The 17957-nt window shown below is 56.9% G+C and carries 18 protein-coding genes and 2 pseudogenes; 16 read left to right on the top strand and 4 right to left on the bottom strand.

Features of this window, described 5'->3' with window-relative positions; genetic code table 11:
* Window positions 1-10: 10 nt before the first annotated feature.
* Window positions 11-2227 carry a phage tail protein gene (locus AC6BYQ_RS04695; protein ID WP_498056376.1) on the top strand — a complete coding sequence of 739 codons (2217 nt, stop codon included), beginning with the start codon at window positions 11-13 and terminating at the stop codon, window positions 2225-2227.
* Entirely contained in the window at window positions 2224-2655 is a 432-nt protein-coding gene (locus tag AC6BYQ_RS04690) for a tail fiber assembly protein (protein WP_498056375.1), read from the top strand. Before AC6BYQ_RS04695 ends, AC6BYQ_RS04690 begins: the two co-directional genes overlap by 4 nt.
* Here the strand turns inward: AC6BYQ_RS04690 and AC6BYQ_RS04685 are convergent.
* Window positions 2652-2842: pseudogene (locus AC6BYQ_RS04685) on the bottom strand (hypothetical protein); the annotation flags it as partial. The gene AC6BYQ_RS04690 and the pseudogene AC6BYQ_RS04685 sit on opposite strands and share 4 nt — an antisense overlap.
* A 59-nt stretch (window positions 2843-2901) precedes the next feature.
* On the opposite strand from AC6BYQ_RS04685, the gene AC6BYQ_RS04680 reads away from it, so the two are divergent.
* Window positions 2902-3060 (top strand): hypothetical protein, encoded by a 159-nt coding sequence (locus AC6BYQ_RS04680; RefSeq protein WP_498056374.1) that lies wholly within the window; start codon window positions 2902-2904, stop codon window positions 3058-3060.
* A gap of 557 nt (window positions 3061-3617) precedes the next feature.
* A complete protein-coding gene (locus AC6BYQ_RS04675; RefSeq protein WP_498056373.1) occupies window positions 3618-4097 on the top strand; it encodes a hypothetical protein in 480 nt (159 codons plus the stop codon).
* A 451-nt stretch (window positions 4098-4548) separates the two neighbouring features.
* Here the strand turns inward: AC6BYQ_RS04675 and AC6BYQ_RS04670 are convergent.
* Window positions 4549-5747 (bottom strand): annotated as a pseudogene (locus tag AC6BYQ_RS04670) (IS91 family transposase).
* On the opposite strand from AC6BYQ_RS04670, the gene AC6BYQ_RS04665 reads away from it, so the two are divergent.
* Together AC6BYQ_RS04665 and AC6BYQ_RS04660 are read left to right on the top strand one after the other, a co-directional pair.
* The gene (locus AC6BYQ_RS04665) at window positions 5746-5928 is read left to right on the top strand and encodes a hypothetical protein (protein ID WP_498056372.1); all 183 of its coding nucleotides are present in this window, start codon (window positions 5746-5748) and stop codon (window positions 5926-5928) included. The pseudogene AC6BYQ_RS04670 and the gene AC6BYQ_RS04665 sit on opposite strands and share 2 nt — an antisense overlap.
* A gap of 331 nt (window positions 5929-6259) precedes the next feature.
* The gene (locus AC6BYQ_RS04660; protein ID WP_072265518.1) at window positions 6260-6478 is read left to right on the top strand and encodes a DNA-binding transcriptional regulator; all 219 of its coding nucleotides are present in this window, start codon (window positions 6260-6262) and stop codon (window positions 6476-6478) included.
* 293 nt (window positions 6479-6771) lie between these two features.
* On the opposite strand, the gene AC6BYQ_RS04655 is transcribed toward AC6BYQ_RS04660, so the two are convergent.
* Window positions 6772-8460, bottom strand: coding sequence for an aspartate:alanine antiporter (locus tag AC6BYQ_RS04655; RefSeq protein WP_004938680.1), 1689 nt, complete (start codon window positions 8458-8460; stop codon window positions 6772-6774).
* A 294-nt stretch (window positions 8461-8754) separates the two neighbouring features.
* Between AC6BYQ_RS04655 and AC6BYQ_RS04650 the strand changes: the two genes are divergently transcribed.
* Window positions 8755-9144, top strand: coding sequence for an inner membrane protein YbjM (locus AC6BYQ_RS04650; RefSeq protein WP_074054629.1), 390 nt, complete (start codon window positions 8755-8757; stop codon window positions 9142-9144).
* Window positions 9145-9183: 39 nt separating this feature from the next.
* On the opposite strand, the gene AC6BYQ_RS04645 is transcribed toward AC6BYQ_RS04650, so the two are convergent.
* On the bottom strand, window positions 9184-9447 hold the full coding sequence (locus AC6BYQ_RS04645) for a GrxA family glutaredoxin (protein WP_004938676.1): 264 nt from the start codon (window positions 9445-9447) through the stop codon (window positions 9184-9186).
* Between the two features lie 231 nt (window positions 9448-9678).
* On the opposite strand from AC6BYQ_RS04645, the gene AC6BYQ_RS04640 reads away from it, so the two are divergent.
* The 9 genes from AC6BYQ_RS04640 (at window position 9679) to rlmC (ending at window position 17950) form a co-directional block, all read left to right on the top strand.
* Window positions 9679-9993, top strand: coding sequence for a YbjC family protein (locus AC6BYQ_RS04640; protein ID WP_498056371.1), 315 nt, complete (start codon window positions 9679-9681; stop codon window positions 9991-9993).
* 56 nt (window positions 9994-10049) lie between these two features.
* Window positions 10050-10952: a 30S ribosomal protein S6--L-glutamate ligase gene (rimK, locus tag AC6BYQ_RS04635; protein WP_498056370.1), complete on the top strand. Its 903-nt coding sequence runs from the start codon at window positions 10050-10052 to the stop codon at window positions 10950-10952.
* Window positions 10953-11087: 135 nt separating this feature from the next.
* Window positions 11088-11567 (top strand): type III secretion system chaperone family protein, encoded by a 480-nt coding sequence (locus tag AC6BYQ_RS04630; protein WP_019454584.1) that lies wholly within the window; start codon window positions 11088-11090, stop codon window positions 11565-11567.
* A gap of 407 nt (window positions 11568-11974) precedes the next feature.
* Window positions 11975-13084, top strand: coding sequence for a spermidine/putrescine ABC transporter substrate-binding protein PotF (gene potF, locus AC6BYQ_RS04625; protein ID WP_019454583.1), 1110 nt, complete (start codon window positions 11975-11977; stop codon window positions 13082-13084).
* A 122-nt stretch (window positions 13085-13206) separates the two neighbouring features.
* Window positions 13207-14340 (top strand): putrescine ABC transporter ATP-binding subunit PotG, encoded by a 1134-nt coding sequence (gene potG, locus AC6BYQ_RS04620; protein ID WP_019454582.1) that lies wholly within the window; start codon window positions 13207-13209, stop codon window positions 14338-14340.
* 24 nt (window positions 14341-14364) lie between these two features.
* On the top strand, window positions 14365-15327 hold the full coding sequence (potH, locus tag AC6BYQ_RS04615; RefSeq protein WP_019454581.1) for a putrescine ABC transporter permease PotH: 963 nt from the start codon (window positions 14365-14367) through the stop codon (window positions 15325-15327).
* Entirely contained in the window at window positions 15324-16169 is an 846-nt protein-coding gene (potI, locus tag AC6BYQ_RS04610) for a putrescine ABC transporter permease PotI (protein WP_019454580.1), read from the top strand. The genes potH and potI overlap by 4 nt, the downstream gene beginning before the upstream one ends.
* 104 nt (window positions 16170-16273) lie before the next feature.
* Window positions 16274-16753: a YbjO family protein gene (locus tag AC6BYQ_RS04605; RefSeq protein ID WP_025159686.1), complete on the top strand. Its 480-nt coding sequence runs from the start codon at window positions 16274-16276 to the stop codon at window positions 16751-16753.
* A gap of 69 nt (window positions 16754-16822) precedes the next feature.
* A complete protein-coding gene (gene rlmC, locus AC6BYQ_RS04600; protein WP_074054624.1) occupies window positions 16823-17950 on the top strand; it encodes a 23S rRNA (uracil(747)-C(5))-methyltransferase RlmC in 1128 nt (375 codons plus the stop codon).
* The last annotated feature ends 7 nt before the right edge of the window (window positions 17951-17957 follow it).

The following is a 17957-nucleotide window of genomic DNA, read 5'->3' as shown; positions in this document are numbered from 1 at the left end:
AGAAAAAATCATGAGCAAATACAAAGCGATTATTACCACTGCCGGGGCGGCCAAGATTGCCGCCGCCAGCGCGGGCGGAACGCAGTTGAAAATCACCTCAATGGCCGTCGGCGACGGGAACGGCACGCTGCCGACGCCCAATCCGGAGCAAACAAAACTCATCAGCGAGAAATACCGTGCGGCGCTCAACGGGCTGACTATCGACAAGAACCTGAAAAATCACATTCTGGCCGAGATGATTATTCCGGCGAGCGTCGGCGGCTTCTGGCTGCGTGAAATGGGCCTCTATGACGAGGCCGGGACGCTGATTGCCGTCAGCAATATGGCGGAGAGCTACAAGCCGAAACTGGAAGAGGGCAGCGGCCGCACGCAGACGCTGCGCATGATCCTGATTGTCAGCAGCACCGAGGCGATTCAGGTGATCGCCGGTGGCGACACCGTGCTGGCGACCAAGGATTTTGTGGCCGATGCGATCGCAGCGCATGAGAAAACCCGCAACCACCCGGATGCCAGCACCACGGCGAAGGGACTGGTACAGCTGAGCAGCGCGACAACCAGCACCGATGAAACTAAAGCCAGCACGCCGAAGGCGCTTAAAACGGTCAGTGATGCCAGCCTGAAAAAGGCCGCCAATCTGTCCGACCTGAATGACAAGGCCACCGCGCGTGGCAATCTGGCGCTGGGCGATGCCGCGACGCGTAATGTTGGGGTGGAAGGTGGGCAACTGATGGCCGTCGGTGCGTTTGGTCTGGGTGTCGGTGCGCGGGCCTTTGATAATGCTTATTGCAATACGGCGCAGCTCTACCGGCTGAATTCGGCCTCTGAGAACAAGCCGCCGATCGCCGGAAATATTGCCGCCGGGGTGCTGAGCCTGCCTTGCGACGCCGCCCCATCAACCGGTTACATCAGTGTGTCGGGGCTGGGGGATGGCTTCATCGGTTACTCAAACCGACCGGAAAACGGGGTGAAGTGGTCGCGTATATACACCACGGACTACAAACCGACGGCAGCCGACGTTCAAGCAGCCGATCACAGGAACAACTTTGCGGCCCGAATGGGGGTTCAGCGCGTTCTTAACGGCGCAGATATGCCAACGTCGGCGGGTGTCTGGAGCGTTGAAAATAGCACATGGACACCCGTTCCGTGGGGGTCCCTTTATGTGACGACGAATCAATCCACCTTGAGCACAGAGCCGGGAAATCAGCGATTTATTCACTATCTGTTTATCGGTCATGGCAACGGCAACAAGCTCTATGCGGCCACGAATAATAACGGCTCGTTTAGTGGCTGGTCGCAATATTACTCAACGGCTGGTAAACCAACGGCGGCTGATGTTGGCGCTCTGACTGACGCACAGGCTGCACAGAAATACGCGTTGCGCTCTATCAAGGTGAACGGTAAACCGCTGTCCGCTGATGTGAATTTGTTGGCCGGGGACGTCAACGCCTGGAGTAAAACCGAGGCTGATGGCCGTTATTTGGCGAAGTCTGGCGGACAGCTTACCGGGGCGGTCAAAACCAGTGCGGAGATCCAATCAACCAGCTCCGATAACTACCGGCTGATCGGCGGTGATTACGGCTCGTTCTGGCGTAATGACGGCAACGCGTTGTATTTGTTGCTGACTAATGCAAAAGACCAGTACGGGACGTGGAACAGCCTCCGCCCGTTTACCATTGACGTGAAAACAGGGCTGAGCACATTTGCGCACTCAATGGGTATCAATGACAGCCTGACTGTCAATCGCTACATCCGCGCCGACAAAAACGTCTCCGTAGGTGAGGATTTGTACGTTGACCGCAACGCCACGGTAACGGGCAGCCTGAAAGTAGGAGCCAGCACCCACGCCAGCGACGGCAACATCATGGGCAGCCGCTGGGGCAATAAATGGCTGTGGGATGCCATTCTCGAACAGGTGAGCGGCCGCGTTGATTGGAACTCATTCAACAACCGAGCTCATGTTGCCGGTGGGCGCGGCGGTTGGTGGTACAAGGACGAATTGACAGGATTCATTATTCAGGGAGGCGTGGTGAACCGTGGGGCTAATTTGACGAGAGTCGGATTTTCGCGTGCGTTTCAGCGTGAGTGTTTTGGCGTTCAAATGACGTTGGGCCAGCTCTGGGGGGAATCGAATAATAATATTGAGGTGCGCGATTTGGGGAATGACGGATTTACGGCTTATATGGCTGAACGAGAAACAAACGCCTACTTTTGGGCTGTGGGGGTATGATGATTAGCTACGGATACAGCGCCAGTACGACGAGTTTCTACGTTCTCGAAGAGCGTGAAGGCTATGAAAAATATAATAACTGGCCGGACGATGTGAAACCTGTCGCTGCCAGCGTGTGGGAAAAATATTGCGGTCAGTGGCCCACTGGCAAAATGCGCGGCGCAGATGAGAATGGTGATCCGTGCTGGGTTGATATACCGCCACCAACGAAGGCCGAACAGCGGGAAACCGCTGAACGCCAAAAGGCTCAAAGACTGGAGAAGGCCAGTAAGGCGATCGCCCCGCTGCAGGATGCGGATGATTTGGGGATGGCGACGGAGGAAGAAACCGCACAGCTCAAGCGCTGGAAAATCTACCGGGTGCAGCTGAGCCGCATTAACCCGCAGGATGCGCCGGATATTGACTGGCCGGTGGCGCCCGGCGCCTAAGAAAAAAGCCCGTCACGATGCGGGCAGCACAGGCGAAGTGGGAAAGGCGCCTGTGCGGTGTGGGCGGGGGGCTGAAGCCATCGTTTTTTCGCCACCCGCTGCAGCCTGTCAGAGAGCAGTTTGGTGGCGTGCTCGCCCGCACGGCACCGGTAAAACGCAACCGGCCCTTGCATAGGATGCACTGGTATTTGGGTATCCGTGTGTTATTAACATGAAGTGGTCACTTCATGCTCAAATGAGAGAATTATGGTTAATCTAGATAATTATAAAGGTTTAAAGGCTAATTTCCAGGCTAAAGGCGACGGTGTAACTGATGATACCTTAGCAATTAAGCGTTTCTTAGACTACTTGGCCACAAATGGCGGTACGGGCTTAGTCGAGCCCGGTGTGTATATGTTGACGTAATACCTGCGAAAAAATAAAGGTGGAGATAAATCATTTAATATCGTTGGGATAGGTTCAGACAAGCCTGTTTTTAAAAGTATCGGGACAGTAGCTCTTTTTCAATGGGAAAAAGCAAATTCAATAACCGTTGAAAATATAAGCCTTGATTGTCAATACACCTCTTTCCCCATGACGGAAGCAAAACAGCGTAAGCATGGAATGGTATTTTCAAGCTGTAATGATGTTTTAGTGAAAAAATTGTAGCGTAGTGGATTTTTGTGGTTCTGGGATTATAGGTTACAGGGCGTCAGGAGATACGGAAATATATCGTAATTTGAAAATACGAAATTGTTATGCCAAAGCGACAAAGGCTCTCGAAGATTATAACAATGCTCAGGGTCCGAGTGAAAAAGATAGAACAACATGTATTGGAATGTTAATTTCAGACTACTGGGACAGTGAAATTTCGGATTGTACCGCTGAAGATATGTCTTTTTTTTTGCGTGGAATTAAAAAATCACTCCCACTGGAATAGAGTTACAAATTGTCTGGTAAAAAATTGTCAGCATGGTTTTGGTATGGGCCAGCAAACGCCAGATGATACAGGTTGTGAACATAGCATTTTCAACAGCATTCTCGTGAAATCTTGTCAGGTTGGAGGTATTATCGGCAAAGGGAAAAATAATCTCATGACTAATATAAATATTGATTTTTCATCCATGGATGCAACTAAAGTTAAAAATGCATTCAATTTTCAGCTAAAGGCTAGAAATAACTCTCTAATCGGTTTGCATGTTTCTAATATGCCATCGGGGAAATCAGTTGTTGCCTATCTTAGTGGGGAGAATAATAATAGGACTGAGATATCCGGTTATTATGGTGAAACTGGTGATGAATCATCAATTATTGCTTCACATGCAGTTGACTCTGAAACAACTAATAACTTTACATCGCTGAGCCTTACAAATCTTAAAATGAAAAATATCTCGTCAACGGGAAATGTACATACAAATAAAGTTTGGTATGACTGGGATAATACCCCTATTGTACCGAAATAATTCCACTGAATTTCTTTGATTCTGTTGCATTAAAGGGGGGGGGGGAGGTGAACCCGCCAGTTATCCAGACGGGTCTACTTCTCCAAACTTCACCCGCCTACGGCGGGTGAAGTTTGGAGATCGGAAATTATTGTACGTTTAGCGAATTATTTAATCAATCCGGCCCGTAAGGGATTGATTTAGTGCCAGTGGCTATCGCTTTTAAATTATCGCGTATTCCGTATCGCATTTAGGTTATCCGATTAGACAAAATCCACGCGACACGGCGTATAGCGTAGGAGTACACCTCATTACTATAGGTAAGTCTGTTCATGGTTAGGAGATTGGATCGACCATTTTTGAGATCTCTCACCATAGATCCTTGCGAGGCATACTCTCAGATGGCGGGGAGTAGCGAGCGATTAAGCGTGAAAATACCTGTTTTGCTGTTTTTTAATCCCAAACCCATTTTTCAGGCGCAATTATCCAGCAACGAGGTCTGAAGCCATCGTTTTTTCGCCATCCGGTGCAGCCTGTCAGAGAGCAGTTTGGTGGCATGAGTGCCCGCCACGGTGCCGGCAAAACGCAGTCGGCCCTTGCAGAGGATACACTGGTACGGATCAGTGTCCAGGAAGCTCTTCATCAGTACTACGAACCCGGGCCGCTTCGGTTTTTCCCGTACCGCCATCGCCAGCGCGTTGTAAACCTTCGGCAGCAGCGAACCCCGCTTGCGGTTGGCCAGAAAATCGTAATAGGGCACCATCTTAAAATGTCGGGCCGGGATATGGCTGACGTAGCGCTGCAATATCTCCTCCTGGCTGATTTTCTGGCGTTTGTTTTGCTGTGTGCGGTGATCGTAATACTGATGGACCACAGACCCGCCGCAGTAATGCCGGAGCTGAGAAGCCGCCACTGGCGGGCGCTTCAGGTATCGACTGAGGTATTTCACGCTGCACCAGGTGCCGCGGGTCTTTTTGGCGAAGTGCACTTTCCAGGCGCGGCGATATTGGGCATGCAGATAATGGCGTCACCGGTCTTCGTTACGGATATGGCCGAGGCCCGGCAGGCCGCCGGTGTTGATGCGTGCATAGTTTTCGCGCAGCAGGTAAATGACGACGTTGCGCCAGATGGCTTCGACGGCTTTCTTTTTAAAGAACAGCGGCCGCCAGGTGCTGTGTTTGATGTCTAGGCCACCGCGGGTAACGGAAATGTGGATATGTGGGTGCTGATTCAGCCGTCGGCCGTAGGTATAGAGCGCACAGAAGATACCGACTTCGATCCCCTGTTGGAGCGCCCAGCGGAGCATGGCACGGGTGGCTCAGCGAAACAGGTCATTGAGCAGGGCCAGTTGTTGTTGAAGAATGGCCACAGCAGGTGAGGCAGGGTGAAGGTGATGTGCGGCCAGTCGCAGTCGGGCAGGATGAGCTGCTGTTCGGCAATCCACTGCTCGGAGGCCTTGGGCTTGCAGCTCTGGCAGAAAAAGCGGGAATGGGTGCAGTCCGGTGAGGCGCAGCAGTAGCGGCGTACGCCCATGGCACAGGTTCCGCAGGCAAGCATGCGTTCGACGGCGAGTTTGGTCCAGTCGCTGAGGGCGTCGCCGTGTTTGTCGAGATAGCGGCTCCAGCCGTCATCATGCTGGAACAGCAGTTTTGCGGGTTGCGGAATATACATGGTGCAGAGTCTACAGGGTGGCAGTGGGCAGGAAGAGGGCATCGTCGTCAGCCGGCTTACGCCACAGGCGTGCTCATTTTATGTGTGTGTCAACGCGGCGGGGGCATACGCCACCTCGCGGCCGGTCGGGCCGTCAGGCGGCACCGGCGTTGATGTGAGGCTGGGGCTTAAAGACGGTTGAGGCTGCAAAGCAGCCGTGCTCGCCCCGTAGGGGCGCTACGTTCTCATCGCCGTTCGCGATTGGGCGGGCCAACATCTCCCTAAAAATGTTGGTACGCATCAGCGGGTTTAAAGCGGCGATCGATGCACAAGCCTGGGTGGTGAGCAAAGTCACGTACAATCTGAGTAACGGAGGTTTTACGACGGCGCTGGAGTTGAGGTTTTGCTGTCGGGTGTGACTGATGAGATCTCGTAATGTGAATTTTAATTTGTAAATTCACTTTACGGGCGCTTTGTTCTCGAGCAGGTAGGGTACTATCGCGACAATGAGAGAGTGGGAATGGAATACCAACATGATGCATTGCCCGCTTTGCCGAACTGCCGCCCATGCCCGCACAAGCCGCTATCTCAGTGAGAACACTAAAGAGCGTTATCATCAATGCCAAAACATAAATTGCAGTTGTACTTTTGTGACGTTGGAATCTATTCAGCGGCAGATCGTATCACCGGGCAAAGTTGATATCGCTCCGCCACACCCAACGCGAAGCAATCAGGGAACACTTTGGATTTAACAAGAAGCCTGCGAAAGCAGGTTTTTTTATGCCCGTAAAATGGCTGTCGCCACTTTGTCGCCACAGGGTAGTTATGTGCTTTGTGTGGCATTGTTTTATAAGGATATTTTTTCAAGGCAACAAAAAACCCGATAATCTTGAACCTAAAAGGCGGGATTATCGGGCTCCACAAAATGGGGACATCAAAGAAAAGCAGTGGCACTAATTCAGACTGCGGCCCCAAACGAAAGTTCTGGCCGGCGACAAAAAAATCAAAATATTTTTATCGCCGATCCATCTCTCCCGCTAATCGATCAGCCGAGTATGCCCGGCCATAGCACTACGATGAGTGAACCCGCCAGCGTTAACAGCACGTTAGCGATGGCGTAGGTGCCGGCGTAGCCCAACGCCGGGATGTTGCTGCGCGCGGTATCGCTGATAATTTCCATCGCCGGCGCGCAGGTGCGGGCGCCCATGATGGCGCCAAACAGCAGGGCGCGGTTCATGCGCAGCACGTAGGCGCCGAACAGGAAGCAGATAATCACCGGCACCAGGCTGACGATCAGCCCGGCGATCAGCATCTGGCCGCCGACCGCGCCCAGGCTGTGGCCGATGCCGGCGCCGGCGCTCAGGCCCACGCCCGCCATAAACACCATCAGGCCAAACTCTTTCACCATGTTCAGCGCGCCCTGCGGAATGTAGCCGAAGGTTGGGTGGTTGGCGCGCAGGAAGCCGAGCATGATGCCGGACATCAGCAGACCGGCAGCGTTGCCGATGCCGAACGAGAAATTGCTGAACTGAATGGTGATCTGGCCAATCAGCAGGCCGATGATGAAGAAGGCGCAGAACGCCAGCAGGTCGGTCACCTGGCTGTGGATCGAGATAAAGCCAATCTTCTCCGCCACGCTCTTCACCCGGCGCGCGTCGCCGCTCACCTGCAGTACGTCGCCTTTGTTGAGCACGATGCTGTCATCGATCGGCATTTCGATCTGGCTGCGGATCACGCGGTTGAGGAAGCAGCCGTGGTCGGTCAGCTTCAGCTGGCTCAGGCGCTTGTTCACCGCGTTGCTGTTCTTCACCACGATCTCTTCGGTGACGATGCGCATGTCGAGCAGATCGCGATCGAACACTTCCTTGCCGTTGCGGAAGCTCGGGTCCAGCCGCGCGTGGGCGTCCGGGTAGCCGACCAGCGAAATCTCATCGCCCACCTGCAGCACCGCGTCGCCGTCCGGGTTGGCCAGAATGCCGTTGCGGCGGATGCGTTCGATGTAGCAGCCGGTCTGGCGATAGATGCCCAGCTCGCGCAGGTTCTTGCCGTCGGCCCAGGCCACCAGCTCGGGGCCGACGCGGTAGGCGCGGATCACCGGCAGGTAGACCTTGCGTTGGCTGTCGGTGTCCAGGCCGCGCTCGCGGGCGATCTGTTGGGCGGAGGTGGACAGATCCTGGTGCTGCAGCTTCGGCAGGTAACGCGCGCCGAAGATCAGGCTGACCAGACCGATCAGGTAGGTGAGGGCATAGCCGAGGCTCAGATGATCCTGCGCCGCCAGCAGCGCCGGGCCGTTGACGATGGTGTTGCGCAGCGTATCGCCGGCGCCCACCAGCACTGGGGTCGAGGTCATCGATCCGGCCAACATGCCGGCGGTCAGGCCGATGTCCCAGTGGAACAGCTTGCCGAGACCGATGGCGATCACCATCGCCGAGCCGACCATCACCAGCGCCAGCATCAGGTAATTTTTACCGTCGCGGAAGAAAATCGAGAAAAAGTTGGGCCCGGCTTCCACGCCGACGCAGAAAATAAACAGCATGAAGCCGAGATTCAGCGCCTCGGTGTTAATGGCGAAGTGTTGCTGGCCGAGCAGCAGCGAAACCACCAAAACGCCAATGGAATTACCGAGTTGGACGGAGCCCAGACGGAGTTTACCGAGGCACAGCCCCAGTGCGAGTACCACGAACAGTAACAGAATGTAGTTACCGTTTAACAAACTAGCGACGTTTATGTTCACGGAGGATAACTTATTGTTTACCAGTAAGTGCTTGATATAGATAACTATAAGAGATAAATTCAGCCTTAAAACGACGTCATAAATCACCACCAGCGTAAGGCGAAGCGAACCATCGTTCGGCGGCGTTCATTCTAGACGCTATGACCGATGACAGCCAGCACAGAAAGCTGATTTCCTGCGCCGCCGTGCGCATTTAACTCTCTTTTGACCAAGGAAAAAATTCGGTTCAGCGTCACCGCACGGGTGACCGGACTGATTTCTATTGATGCAGTAATTGGGCGGGGGAGAATTCGCATGACGAGTTATAGATATTGGCTGGGCATTCTCAGCTGTTTTCTGTTGTTCAGCCTGGTGTTTCTCGGCCAGCAAACCGGCCTGTTCGGCAGCACGGATCATGAGCACCACGGCGAAACCGGCCTGCTGCTGTTCGTAGTCCCCGGTGCGATCGCCAGCTATCTGTCGAGCCGCAAGCGGCTGCTTTGCCCGCTGCTGGGCGCGCTGTATGCATTGCCGCTGTGTCTGGTGATCCGCCACTTCTGGCTGACGCCGTCCTCTTCGTTCTGGCAGGAGCTGGCTTACGCCACCAGCGCGGTGTTCTGGTGCGTGTTCGGCGCGATGCTGATGCTATTCGCCCTCGGTCTGTTGCAGGCGCTGCAACAGCTGCACCGGCGGCAGCGGCAATAAAAAAAGGCGCGTTAAGCGCCTTTTTCGTCGTTCAAGAACTTACTGGAACAGGTTCAGGTGTTCTTTCGCGTAAGCTTCGAAATCGGTGCAACCGCCGATGTGCTTCTCATCCAGGAAGATCTGCGGCACGGTTTCAACCGGTTTGCCGACGGTTTTTTCCAGATCGGCCTTAGTGATGCCTTCCGCGTGGATGTCAACGTAACGGAAGTTGAAATCGTCGCGTTCTTCAGTCAGTTTTTCCGCCAGCTCTTTAGCGCGGACACAATAAGGACAGCCAGGACGCCCGAAGATTACTGCAAACATGCAACGCTCCTTAGATTGGATTTTCAATAAATTATTCGCGATCGCAACGACATCCCGTCACCGAAAAAGTCATTACCCGCATCAGATGGCGCCTACTATGCCCGTTGAGGCCATGAAAAAAAAGCAGGAATTACCTGTTAATCTGATTCATGTAACCAATTAGTCCACCGGGGCTGTCGCCGTTGACGGGAATTCACTACACTGGGGGCAGACCTTCTGGAGAAGAAAAATATGCGTTCATTCGGAGACTTACCGCGTCCGGTGCTGGTGTTGGAAGGGCTGGGCATCGTGATGTTGGTGCTGGCCTACCTCAGCATTCATGGCCACCTGCAGTTGCCGGGCTGGCTGGCGTCGCAGCAGGCGGCGGTCGGCATGATTTTCCTCGGCGTGGCGCTGATGGTGCCGGCGGCGGCGTTTCTGGTATGGCGCGTGGTGCAGGGCTTCGGGCCACTGATACGCGGCGGCCTGCCGCCGGAAAACGATCGCCGCAGGCCGCATGATACGGACGCATCGAAAAATCATCAGGACAGCGATCCGCGCGCCTGAACGCCGCGGCCGCTAACCCGCCTGCGGGGCAGGCGTTGGCCTTTTTGGAGTGACGAGTGAAAATTGCCATTCTTTCTCGCGACGGAACGCTGTACTCATGCAAGCGGCTGCGTGAAGCGGCGGAAGATCGCGGGCACAGCATCGATATCATCGATCCGCTCTCCTGTTATATGAACATCAATCCGGCGGCGCCGACCATCCACTACCGCGGCCGCCAGCTGGAACGCTATGACGCGGTGATCCCGCGCATCGGCTCCGCCATCACCTTTTACGGCACCGCAGTGCTGCGCCAGTTCGAGCTGCTCGGCAGCTATCCGTTAAACGAATCCGTAGCCATTACCCGCGCCCGCGACAAATTGCGCTCGCTGCAGTTGCTGGCGCGGCAGGGCATCGATCTGCCGATCACCGGCTTCGCCCATTCACCGGACGATACCGGCGATCTCATTGAGCTGGTCGGCGGCGCGCCGCTGGTGGTCAAGCTGGTGGAAGGCACGCAGGGCATCGGGGTGGTGCTGGCGGAAACCCGGCAGGCGGCGGAAAGCGTGATCGACGCCTTTCGCGGGCTGAATGCCCACATTCTGGTGCAGGAGTACGTGCGCGAGGCGCAGGGGCGCGACGTGCGCTGCCTGGTGGTGGGCGGCCGGGTGGTGGCCGCCATCGAGCGCCAGGCCAAGCCGGGCGAATTTCGTTCCAACCTGCACCGCGGCGGCACCGCGCGCAAAGTGACCATCACCGCCAGGGAGCGGGCGATCGCGGTCAAAGCGGCAAGCACGTTGGGGCTGGACGTCGCCGGGGTGGATATCCTGCGCGCCGAGCGCGGCCCGCTGGTGATGGAGGTCAATGCTTCACCGGGGCTGGAAGGGGTAGAAACCACCACCGGGCTGGACATCGCCGGCATGATGCTCGACTACATCGAGCAGCGCGGTCGGCCGGGATTCCGCCTGAAATCGGGCGGTTGACGGGGTGGGCGGCGCGCTTTTCCCGCCGTGCAATATCTGAAATAGTGAATTAAGCCGCATTGATCGTGGCGTATCGGGTGAATATTCCGTAAGCTATGCGCCTTTTCACGTTTTGAATATTGTGAGGCTGGCTATATGGATTCACTCATTGTCCCCGATTTGGCGCTGTTGCGGCGCTGGCTGGATCAGTCGGGCATTTCTTTCTTTGAGTGCGATTCCTGCCAGGCGCTGCACCTGCCGCACATGCAGAACTTCGACGGCGTGTTCGACGCCAAGATTGATCTGGTGGACAACGTCATTCTGTTCTCCGCGTTGGCCGAGGTGAAGCCGACCGCGCTGATCCCGCTGGTGGCGGATCTGAGCCAGATCAACGCCAGTTCGCTCACTATCAAGGCGTTTGTCGACATTCAGGACGACAACCTGCCGAAGCTGATCGTCTGCCAGTCGCTGAGCGTGGCGGTCGGCGTCACCTACGAGCAGTTCACCCACTTCATGCAACAGGGCGAAGAGCAGGTCTCGATGGTGATCCTCGAAGCACGGGCGAACGATCTGCTGTTTATGGGGGACGAAGAAGAGATCCCCGCTGGCGCCGTGCGCCAGCCGATGCTGCACTGATCCTCGCCGTACATTAAGCATGCCGCTGTTTCCGGCGGCATGCAGCCGTTATTTCCCTCCGCAATAAGATATTCTGCACTTTGGCCTTTGCCGCCCGATCTTTCTCGCCGTTTACGCCGCTAATGGCGTATCACATAGAGAAAAACTGCATAAAAAATCGATAAAAGGCGTTTTTTCCTCCAGGGGCTGGCGGGTTCAGGCCGCAGCGGCTATGCTGCTGATTCTGCTAAGGGCTTGCGATTTCCCTTGTGACCACGCGAGCAGGGCAGTGCAAAAAGGCGTATGCAATCATATGCATAGCCATTCAGTTCGCGGTTGCAACGATTGCGCTCAATCAGGAAAGGTTTTGTATCGCTGCAGATACAAGTTCAATTCTATGATTCACCCTGTTTTGGAGGAAGTTACGGATGGTCACCCAACGTAAAAAGTGGTTATCGGGTGTGGTTGCCGGCCTGCTGATGGCCGCGTCCGTCACGGCGTCAGCCGAAGAGAAAACGCTGCACGTGTATAACTGGTCCGACTATATCGCGCCGGATACCCTGGCCAAATTCCAGAAGGAAACCGGTATCAAGGTGGTGTACGACGTCTTTGACTCCAACGAAGTGTTGGAAGGCAAACTCATGGCGGGCAGCACCGGTTACGATTTGGTCGTCCCTTCATCCAACTTCCTCGAGCGTCAGTCGCAGGCCGGCATCTTCGAGCCGCTCGACAAGAGCAAGATCCCCAACTACAAAAATCTCGATCCCGAGATGCTGAAGCTGGTGGCGCATAACGACAAAGACAACAAATACGGTATTCCGTACATGATGGTGACCACCGGCATCGGCTATAACGTCGATAAGGTGAAAGCGGCGCTGGGCAAAGACGCGCCGGTCAACAGTTGGGATCTGATCTTCAAGCCGGAAAACCTCGAGAAGCTCAAGAGCTGCGGCGTTTCCTTCCTCGATGCGCCGAGCGAGGTCTACGCCACGGTGCTGCATTACCTGGGCAAGGATCCCAACAGCACCAACGCGGCGGACTACACCGGCGCGGCCAACGATCTGCTGCTGAAGCTGCGGCCTAACATTCGCTATTTCCACTCTTCGCAGTACATCAACGATCTGGCGAACGGCGACATCTGCGTGGCCATTGGCTGGTCCGGCGACGTGATGCAGGCGGCCAACCGTGCCAAAGAGGCGAAAAACGGCGTGAACGTCGCCTACGCAATCCCGAAAGAGGGCGCATTGACCTATTTTGACATGTTCGCCATGCCGGCGGACGCCAAGAATAAGGACGCCGCCTATCAGTTCCTGAACTTCCTGCTGAAGCCGGATGTGATGGCGGACATCAGCAACCATGTTTACTACGCCAACGCCGTGAAGGACGCGACGCCGCTGGTGAGCGCCGAAGTGCGCGATAACCCGAACGTCTATCCGCCGGCCGACATCCGCGCCAAGCTGTTCACGCTCAACGTGCAGTCGCCGAAGCTGGATCGTGTCATTACCCGCGCATGGACTAAAGTTAAAAGCGGGAAGTGATGATGGGGAATATCCCCTGAATATCGGTAAACCGGCAGGCGGGCACCCCCCGCCTGCATCGCCGTTTTGGGCCACGGCGCGCGCCGTGGTGTTGTAGCGCTTTACGCCGGAGAGCACCCCGATTGAACGACGCCATTCCTCGTCCTCAAACCAAGTCGCAGAAGGTTTTCACCCCTCTGCTGGAAATTCGTAACCTCACCAAAACGTTCGACGGGCAGAACGCGGTCGAAGACGTCAGCCTCACCATCTATAAAGGCGAGATCTTTGCGTTGCTCGGCCCGTCCGGCTGCGGCAAGTCCACCTTGCTGCGCATGCTGGCCGGCTTTGAGCAGCCGTCGGAAGGGCAGATCGTGCTCGACGGGCAGGATATGTCGCATGTGCCGCCGTACCAGCGGCCGATCAACATGATGTTCCAATCCTATGCGCTGTTCCCGCACATGACGGTGGAGCAGAACATCGCCTTCGGCCTGAAGCAGGACAAAATGCCACGGGCGGAGATCGCCGAGCGGGTGGCGGAAATGCTGGCGCTGGTGCACATGCAAGAGTATGCCAAGCGCAAGCCGCACCAGCTTTCCGGCGGCCAGCGGCAGCGGGTGGCGCTGGCGCGCAGCCTGGCCAAGCGGCCGAAGCTGCTGTTGCTGGATGAGCCGATGGGCGCATTGGACAAGAAGCTGCGCGATCGCATGCAGCTGGAAGTGACCGACATTCTGGAGCGCGTCGGCGTGACCTGCGTGATGGTAACCCACGATCAGGAGGAGGCGATGACCATGGCGGGGCGCATCGCCATCATGAACCGCGGCAAGTTCGTGCAGATCGGTGAGCCGGAAGAGATCTACGAGCATCCGAACAGCCGCTTCAGCGCCGAATTCATCGGCTCGGTCAACGTCTTCGACTGTGTGCTGCTGGAGCGCCACGACGACGCGCTGATCCTGCAAAGCCCCGGGTTGCGCCATGCGATCAAGGTCGATCCGGACGCTTCGGTGGTGGACGGCGTGCCGATCCAGGTGGCGCTGCGGCCGGAAAAGATCCTGCTGTGCGAACAGGTGCCGGAAGACGGCTGCAACTTCGCGGTGGGGGAAGTGGCGCACATTTCTTACCTGGGCGATCTGTCCATCTACCACGTGAAATTGCACAGCGGCCAGATCATCAGCGCCCAGCTGCAAAACGGCCACCGTTTTCGCAAAGGGATGCCTACCTGGGGCGATGAAGTGCGTTTGTGTTGGGAAACCGACAGCTGCGTAGTGTTGACGGTGTAGTGGAGCCGGTGAGGAGTAACCCGTATGACCCTGCTTTCTGAACGCACGCCGGAACCGCCGGCCAAAACGCCCGGCGGCCTCAAGGCGCTGTTCCACCGCCTGCTGATGGCCCACGGCCGCAAGCTGGTGATCGCACTGCCGTATTTATGGCTGACGCTGCTGTTTATGCTGCCGTTCCTGATCGTGTTCAAGATCAGCCTGGCGGATCTGGCGCTGGCGGTGCCACCCTACACTGAGCTGCTGAGCTGGGCGGACGGCAAGCTGAACATCGCGCTTAACTTCGCCAACTACCTGCAGCTGACCGACGATCCGCTGTATATCGACGCCTACCTGCAGTCGCTGCGCGTAGCGGCGGTCTCGACGCTGTGCTGCCTGATCATCGGCTATCCGCTGGCCTGGGCGGTGGCCCACAGCAAGGCCTCGACCCGCAACATTCTGCTGCTGCTGGTGATCCTGCCTTCCTGGACCTCGTTCCTGATCCGCGTTTACGCCTGGATGGGCATTCTGAAAAACAACGGCACGCTGAATAACTTCCTGATGTGGTTAGGGGTGATCGATCAGCCGCTGGTGATCCTGCACACCAATCTGGCGGTGTATATCGGCATTGTCTATTCCTACCTGCCGTTTATGGTGTTGCCGATCTACACGGCGTTGATCCGGCTGGATTACTCGCTGGTAGAGGCATCGCTGGATCTGGGCGCCCGGCCGCTGAAAACCTTCTTCAGCGTGATCGTGCCGCTGACGCGCGGCGGCATCATCGCCGGTTCGATGCTGGTGTTCATTCCGGCGGTGGGCGAGTTCGTGATCCCGGAACTGCTCGGCGGGCCAGACAGCATCATGATCGGCCGCGTGCTGTGGCAGGAGTTCTTCAATAACCGCGACTGGCCGGTGGCCTCGGCGGTCGCCACCGTCATGCTGGTGCTGCTGATCGTGCCAATTTTGTGGTTCCACAAGCACCAGAACAAGGAAATGGGGGGGCAGGAATGAACAACTTGCCGGTAGTGCGTTCACCGTGGCGTATTGCCATCCTGACGATCGGCTTTACCTTCCTGTATGCGCCGATGCTGATGCTGGTGATCTACTCTTTTAACAGCTCCAAGCTGGTGACGGTGTGGGCCGGCTGGTCCACGCGCTGGTATACCGAACTGTTCCACGATTCGGCGATGATTAGCGCGGTGGGGCTTAGCCTGACCATCGCCGCCGCTTCCGCCACCGCTGCGGTGGTATTGGGCGCTATCGCCGCCGTGGTGATGGTGCGTTTCGGCCGCTTTCGCGGTTCAACCGGCTTTGCGTTTATGCTGACCGCGCCGCTGGTCATGCCGGACGTGATCACCGGCCTGTCGTTGCTGCTGCTGTTCGTGGCGATGGGGCACGCTTTCGGTTGGCCGTCGGAACGCGGCATGTTCACCATCTGGCTGGCGCATGTCACCTTCTGTACCGCTTACGTAGCGGTGGTCATCAGCTCGCGCCTGCGCGAGGTGGATCGTTCAATTGAAGAGGCGGCGATGGATCTGGGGGCGACGCCGCTGAAGGTGTTCTTCGTCATCACCTTGCCGATGATCGCGCCGGCGCTGATCTCCGGCTGGATGCTGGCGTTCACCCTGTCGCTGGATGACCTGGTGATCGCCAGCTTCGTCTCCGGCCCGGGCGCCACCACGCTGCCGATGCTGGTGTTCTCCAGCGTGCGCATGGGGGTGAACCCGGAAATTAACGCGTTGGCCAGTTTGATCCTGCTGGTGGTGGGCATTATCGGCCTGATCGCCTGGTGGTTTATGGCGCGCTCGGAAAAACAACGATCGCGCGAATTGCAGCGGGCGGCCCGTAGCTGAATCGTAACAAACCTGCTATTTTTGCAATCAATAAGTATTGCAACTAACTACCTGACTTTACATGCGCCACCTGTATTGGTGGCGCGTCGTAGCGGAACACGGATATGTCAGACATGCTGAAAAGCGGGCAGGGAATGAGATCGACTGCAGATGCGCCGGTGCCGGTGATGGTGGCGGGTACCGCCATGGTCGCGATCAAGTGCATCAGCGTGGTGCTGTTGTTGGGCGAACTGGGTGTCGATGGCGCGCAGGAGTTCGTCAACACCAGCGCGCAGGCGTGGGATTCCACCTTTATCTTTCTGGCCGGCCTGATGCTGCTGTGCCTGCAAATCAGCTGCGGTTTTGCGGTGATGCGCGGTCGCAACTGGGGGCGCTGGGCTTATGTGGCCTGCCAGTGCATCGTGGTGCTTTACCTGTTGTTGGCCACCATCGGCAGCGTCTTCCCCGAGGTATTCACCGTGGAAGGGGAAACCAGCGGCCAAATCCTGCACGTTCTGATCCTGCAAAAAATCCCCGACGTGGTGATCCTGGCGCTGCTGTTCGTTCCTGCCGCCAGCCGCCGCTTCTTCGCCGCGCGCAAGTGAGATTTTAGGCGCGCGGAGTGGTAAACTCTGCGCCCTTAATTCGTCATCCTGAACTTCACGGTAACCTTCATGCATTGCGCTTTGTATACGGCGGGCACCTGCCGTTCCTGTCAGTGGCTGGAAAAGCCCTATCCGCAGCAACTGGCCGACAAACAGCATCACCTGCAATCGCTGCTGGCCGGGCGCGACGTCGCGCAGTGGCTGCAGCCGGCGGCGGGGGAGCTGAGCGCATTTCGCAATAAGGCCAAGATGGTGGTCAGCGGCAGCGTAGAGCGCCCGCTGCTCGGCATGCTGCACCGCGACGGCACGCCGGTCGATCTGAGCGACTGCCCGCTGTACCCCGCCGGCTTTGCGCCGATGTTTGCGGTACTGAAAAGCTTTATCGCCCGGGCGGGCCTGACGCCGTATAACGTGGCGCGTAAACGCGGCGAGCTGAAATACCTGTTGTTGACCGAAAGCACGTTAGACGGCGGCGTGATGCTGCGCTTCGTGTTGCGCTCGGAAACCAAACTGGCGCAGCTGCGCGCCGCGCTGCCGTGGCTGCAGCAGCAGTTGCCGCAGCTCAAGGTGATCTCCGCCAATATTCAGCCGGTGCATATGGCGATCATGGAAGGGGAGCGTGAGATTGCGCTGACCGAACAGCAGGCGCTGGAGGAACAGTTCAATCAAGTGCCGCTGTTCATCCGTCCGCAAAGTTTCTTCCAGACCAACCCGCAGGTGGCCGCCGAGCTCTATGCCACCGCCCGCGACTGGGTGCGCGCGCTGGGTATCGACAGCATGTGGGATCTGTTTTGCGGCGTCGGCGGTTTCGGCTTGCACTGCGCGCAGCCGCAAACGCGCCTGACCGGCATCGAAATCAGCGCGGAAGCGATCGCCTGCGCGCGCCAATCGGCGCAGCGGTTGGGGTTGCAGCACGTTGATTTTCAGGCCCTCGATTCCACCCGCTTCGCCACCGCCGAAGGTCAGGTGCCGCAGCTGGTGCTGGTCAACCCGCCGCGGCGCGGCATCGGCCAGGCACTGTGCGATTATTTGAGCCGGATGGCGCCGGAATATATTCTCTATTCCAGCTGCAACGCCGAGAGCATGGCGAAAGATATCGAGATGTTGCCGGGCTACCGCATCGAACGGGTGCAACTGTTCGACATGTTCCCGCATACCGCGCACTACGAAGTGCTGACGTTGCTGGTGCGGCGTTAAAGGCGCT

The sequence above is a fragment of the Serratia sp. LTN-2 genome, from assembly GCF_059740205.1.
This window is presented reverse-complemented; position numbering and strand designations above follow the sequence as displayed.

Coding starts and splice junctions, on each gene's coding strand:
- rlmC (WP_074054624.1), top strand. CDS start 16,823: ATGCATTGCGCTTTGTATACGGCGGGCACCTGCCGTTCCTGTCAGTGG.
- potI (WP_019454580.1), top strand. CDS start 15,324: ATGAACAACTTGCCGGTAGTGCGTTCACCGTGGCGTATTGCCATCCTG.
- AC6BYQ_RS04650 (WP_074054629.1), top strand. CDS start 8,755: ATGACGAGTTATAGATATTGGCTGGGCATTCTCAGCTGTTTTCTGTTG.
- AC6BYQ_RS04680 (WP_498056374.1), top strand. CDS start 2,902: ATGGTTAATCTAGATAATTATAAAGGTTTAAAGGCTAATTTCCAGGCT.
- AC6BYQ_RS04640 (WP_498056371.1), top strand. CDS start 9,679: ATGCGTTCATTCGGAGACTTACCGCGTCCGGTGCTGGTGTTGGAAGGG.
- AC6BYQ_RS04675 (WP_498056373.1), top strand. CDS start 3,618: ATGGGCCAGCAAACGCCAGATGATACAGGTTGTGAACATAGCATTTTC.
- AC6BYQ_RS04660 (WP_072265518.1), top strand. CDS start 6,260: ATGATGCATTGCCCGCTTTGCCGAACTGCCGCCCATGCCCGCACAAGC.
- AC6BYQ_RS04630 (WP_019454584.1), top strand. CDS start 11,088: ATGGATTCACTCATTGTCCCCGATTTGGCGCTGTTGCGGCGCTGGCTG.
- AC6BYQ_RS04645 (WP_004938676.1), bottom strand. CDS start 9,447: ATGTTTGCAGTAATCTTCGGGCGTCCTGGCTGTCCTTATTGTGTCCGC.
- AC6BYQ_RS04690 (WP_498056375.1), top strand. CDS start 2,224: ATGATGATTAGCTACGGATACAGCGCCAGTACGACGAGTTTCTACGTT.
- potH (WP_019454581.1), top strand. CDS start 14,365: ATGACCCTGCTTTCTGAACGCACGCCGGAACCGCCGGCCAAAACGCCC.
- AC6BYQ_RS04665 (WP_498056372.1), top strand. CDS start 5,746: ATGGTGCAGAGTCTACAGGGTGGCAGTGGGCAGGAAGAGGGCATCGTC.
- potF (WP_019454583.1), top strand. CDS start 11,975: ATGGTCACCCAACGTAAAAAGTGGTTATCGGGTGTGGTTGCCGGCCTG.
- AC6BYQ_RS04695 (WP_498056376.1), top strand. CDS start 11: ATGAGCAAATACAAAGCGATTATTACCACTGCCGGGGCGGCCAAGATT.
- AC6BYQ_RS04605 (WP_025159686.1), top strand. CDS start 16,274: ATGTCAGACATGCTGAAAAGCGGGCAGGGAATGAGATCGACTGCAGAT.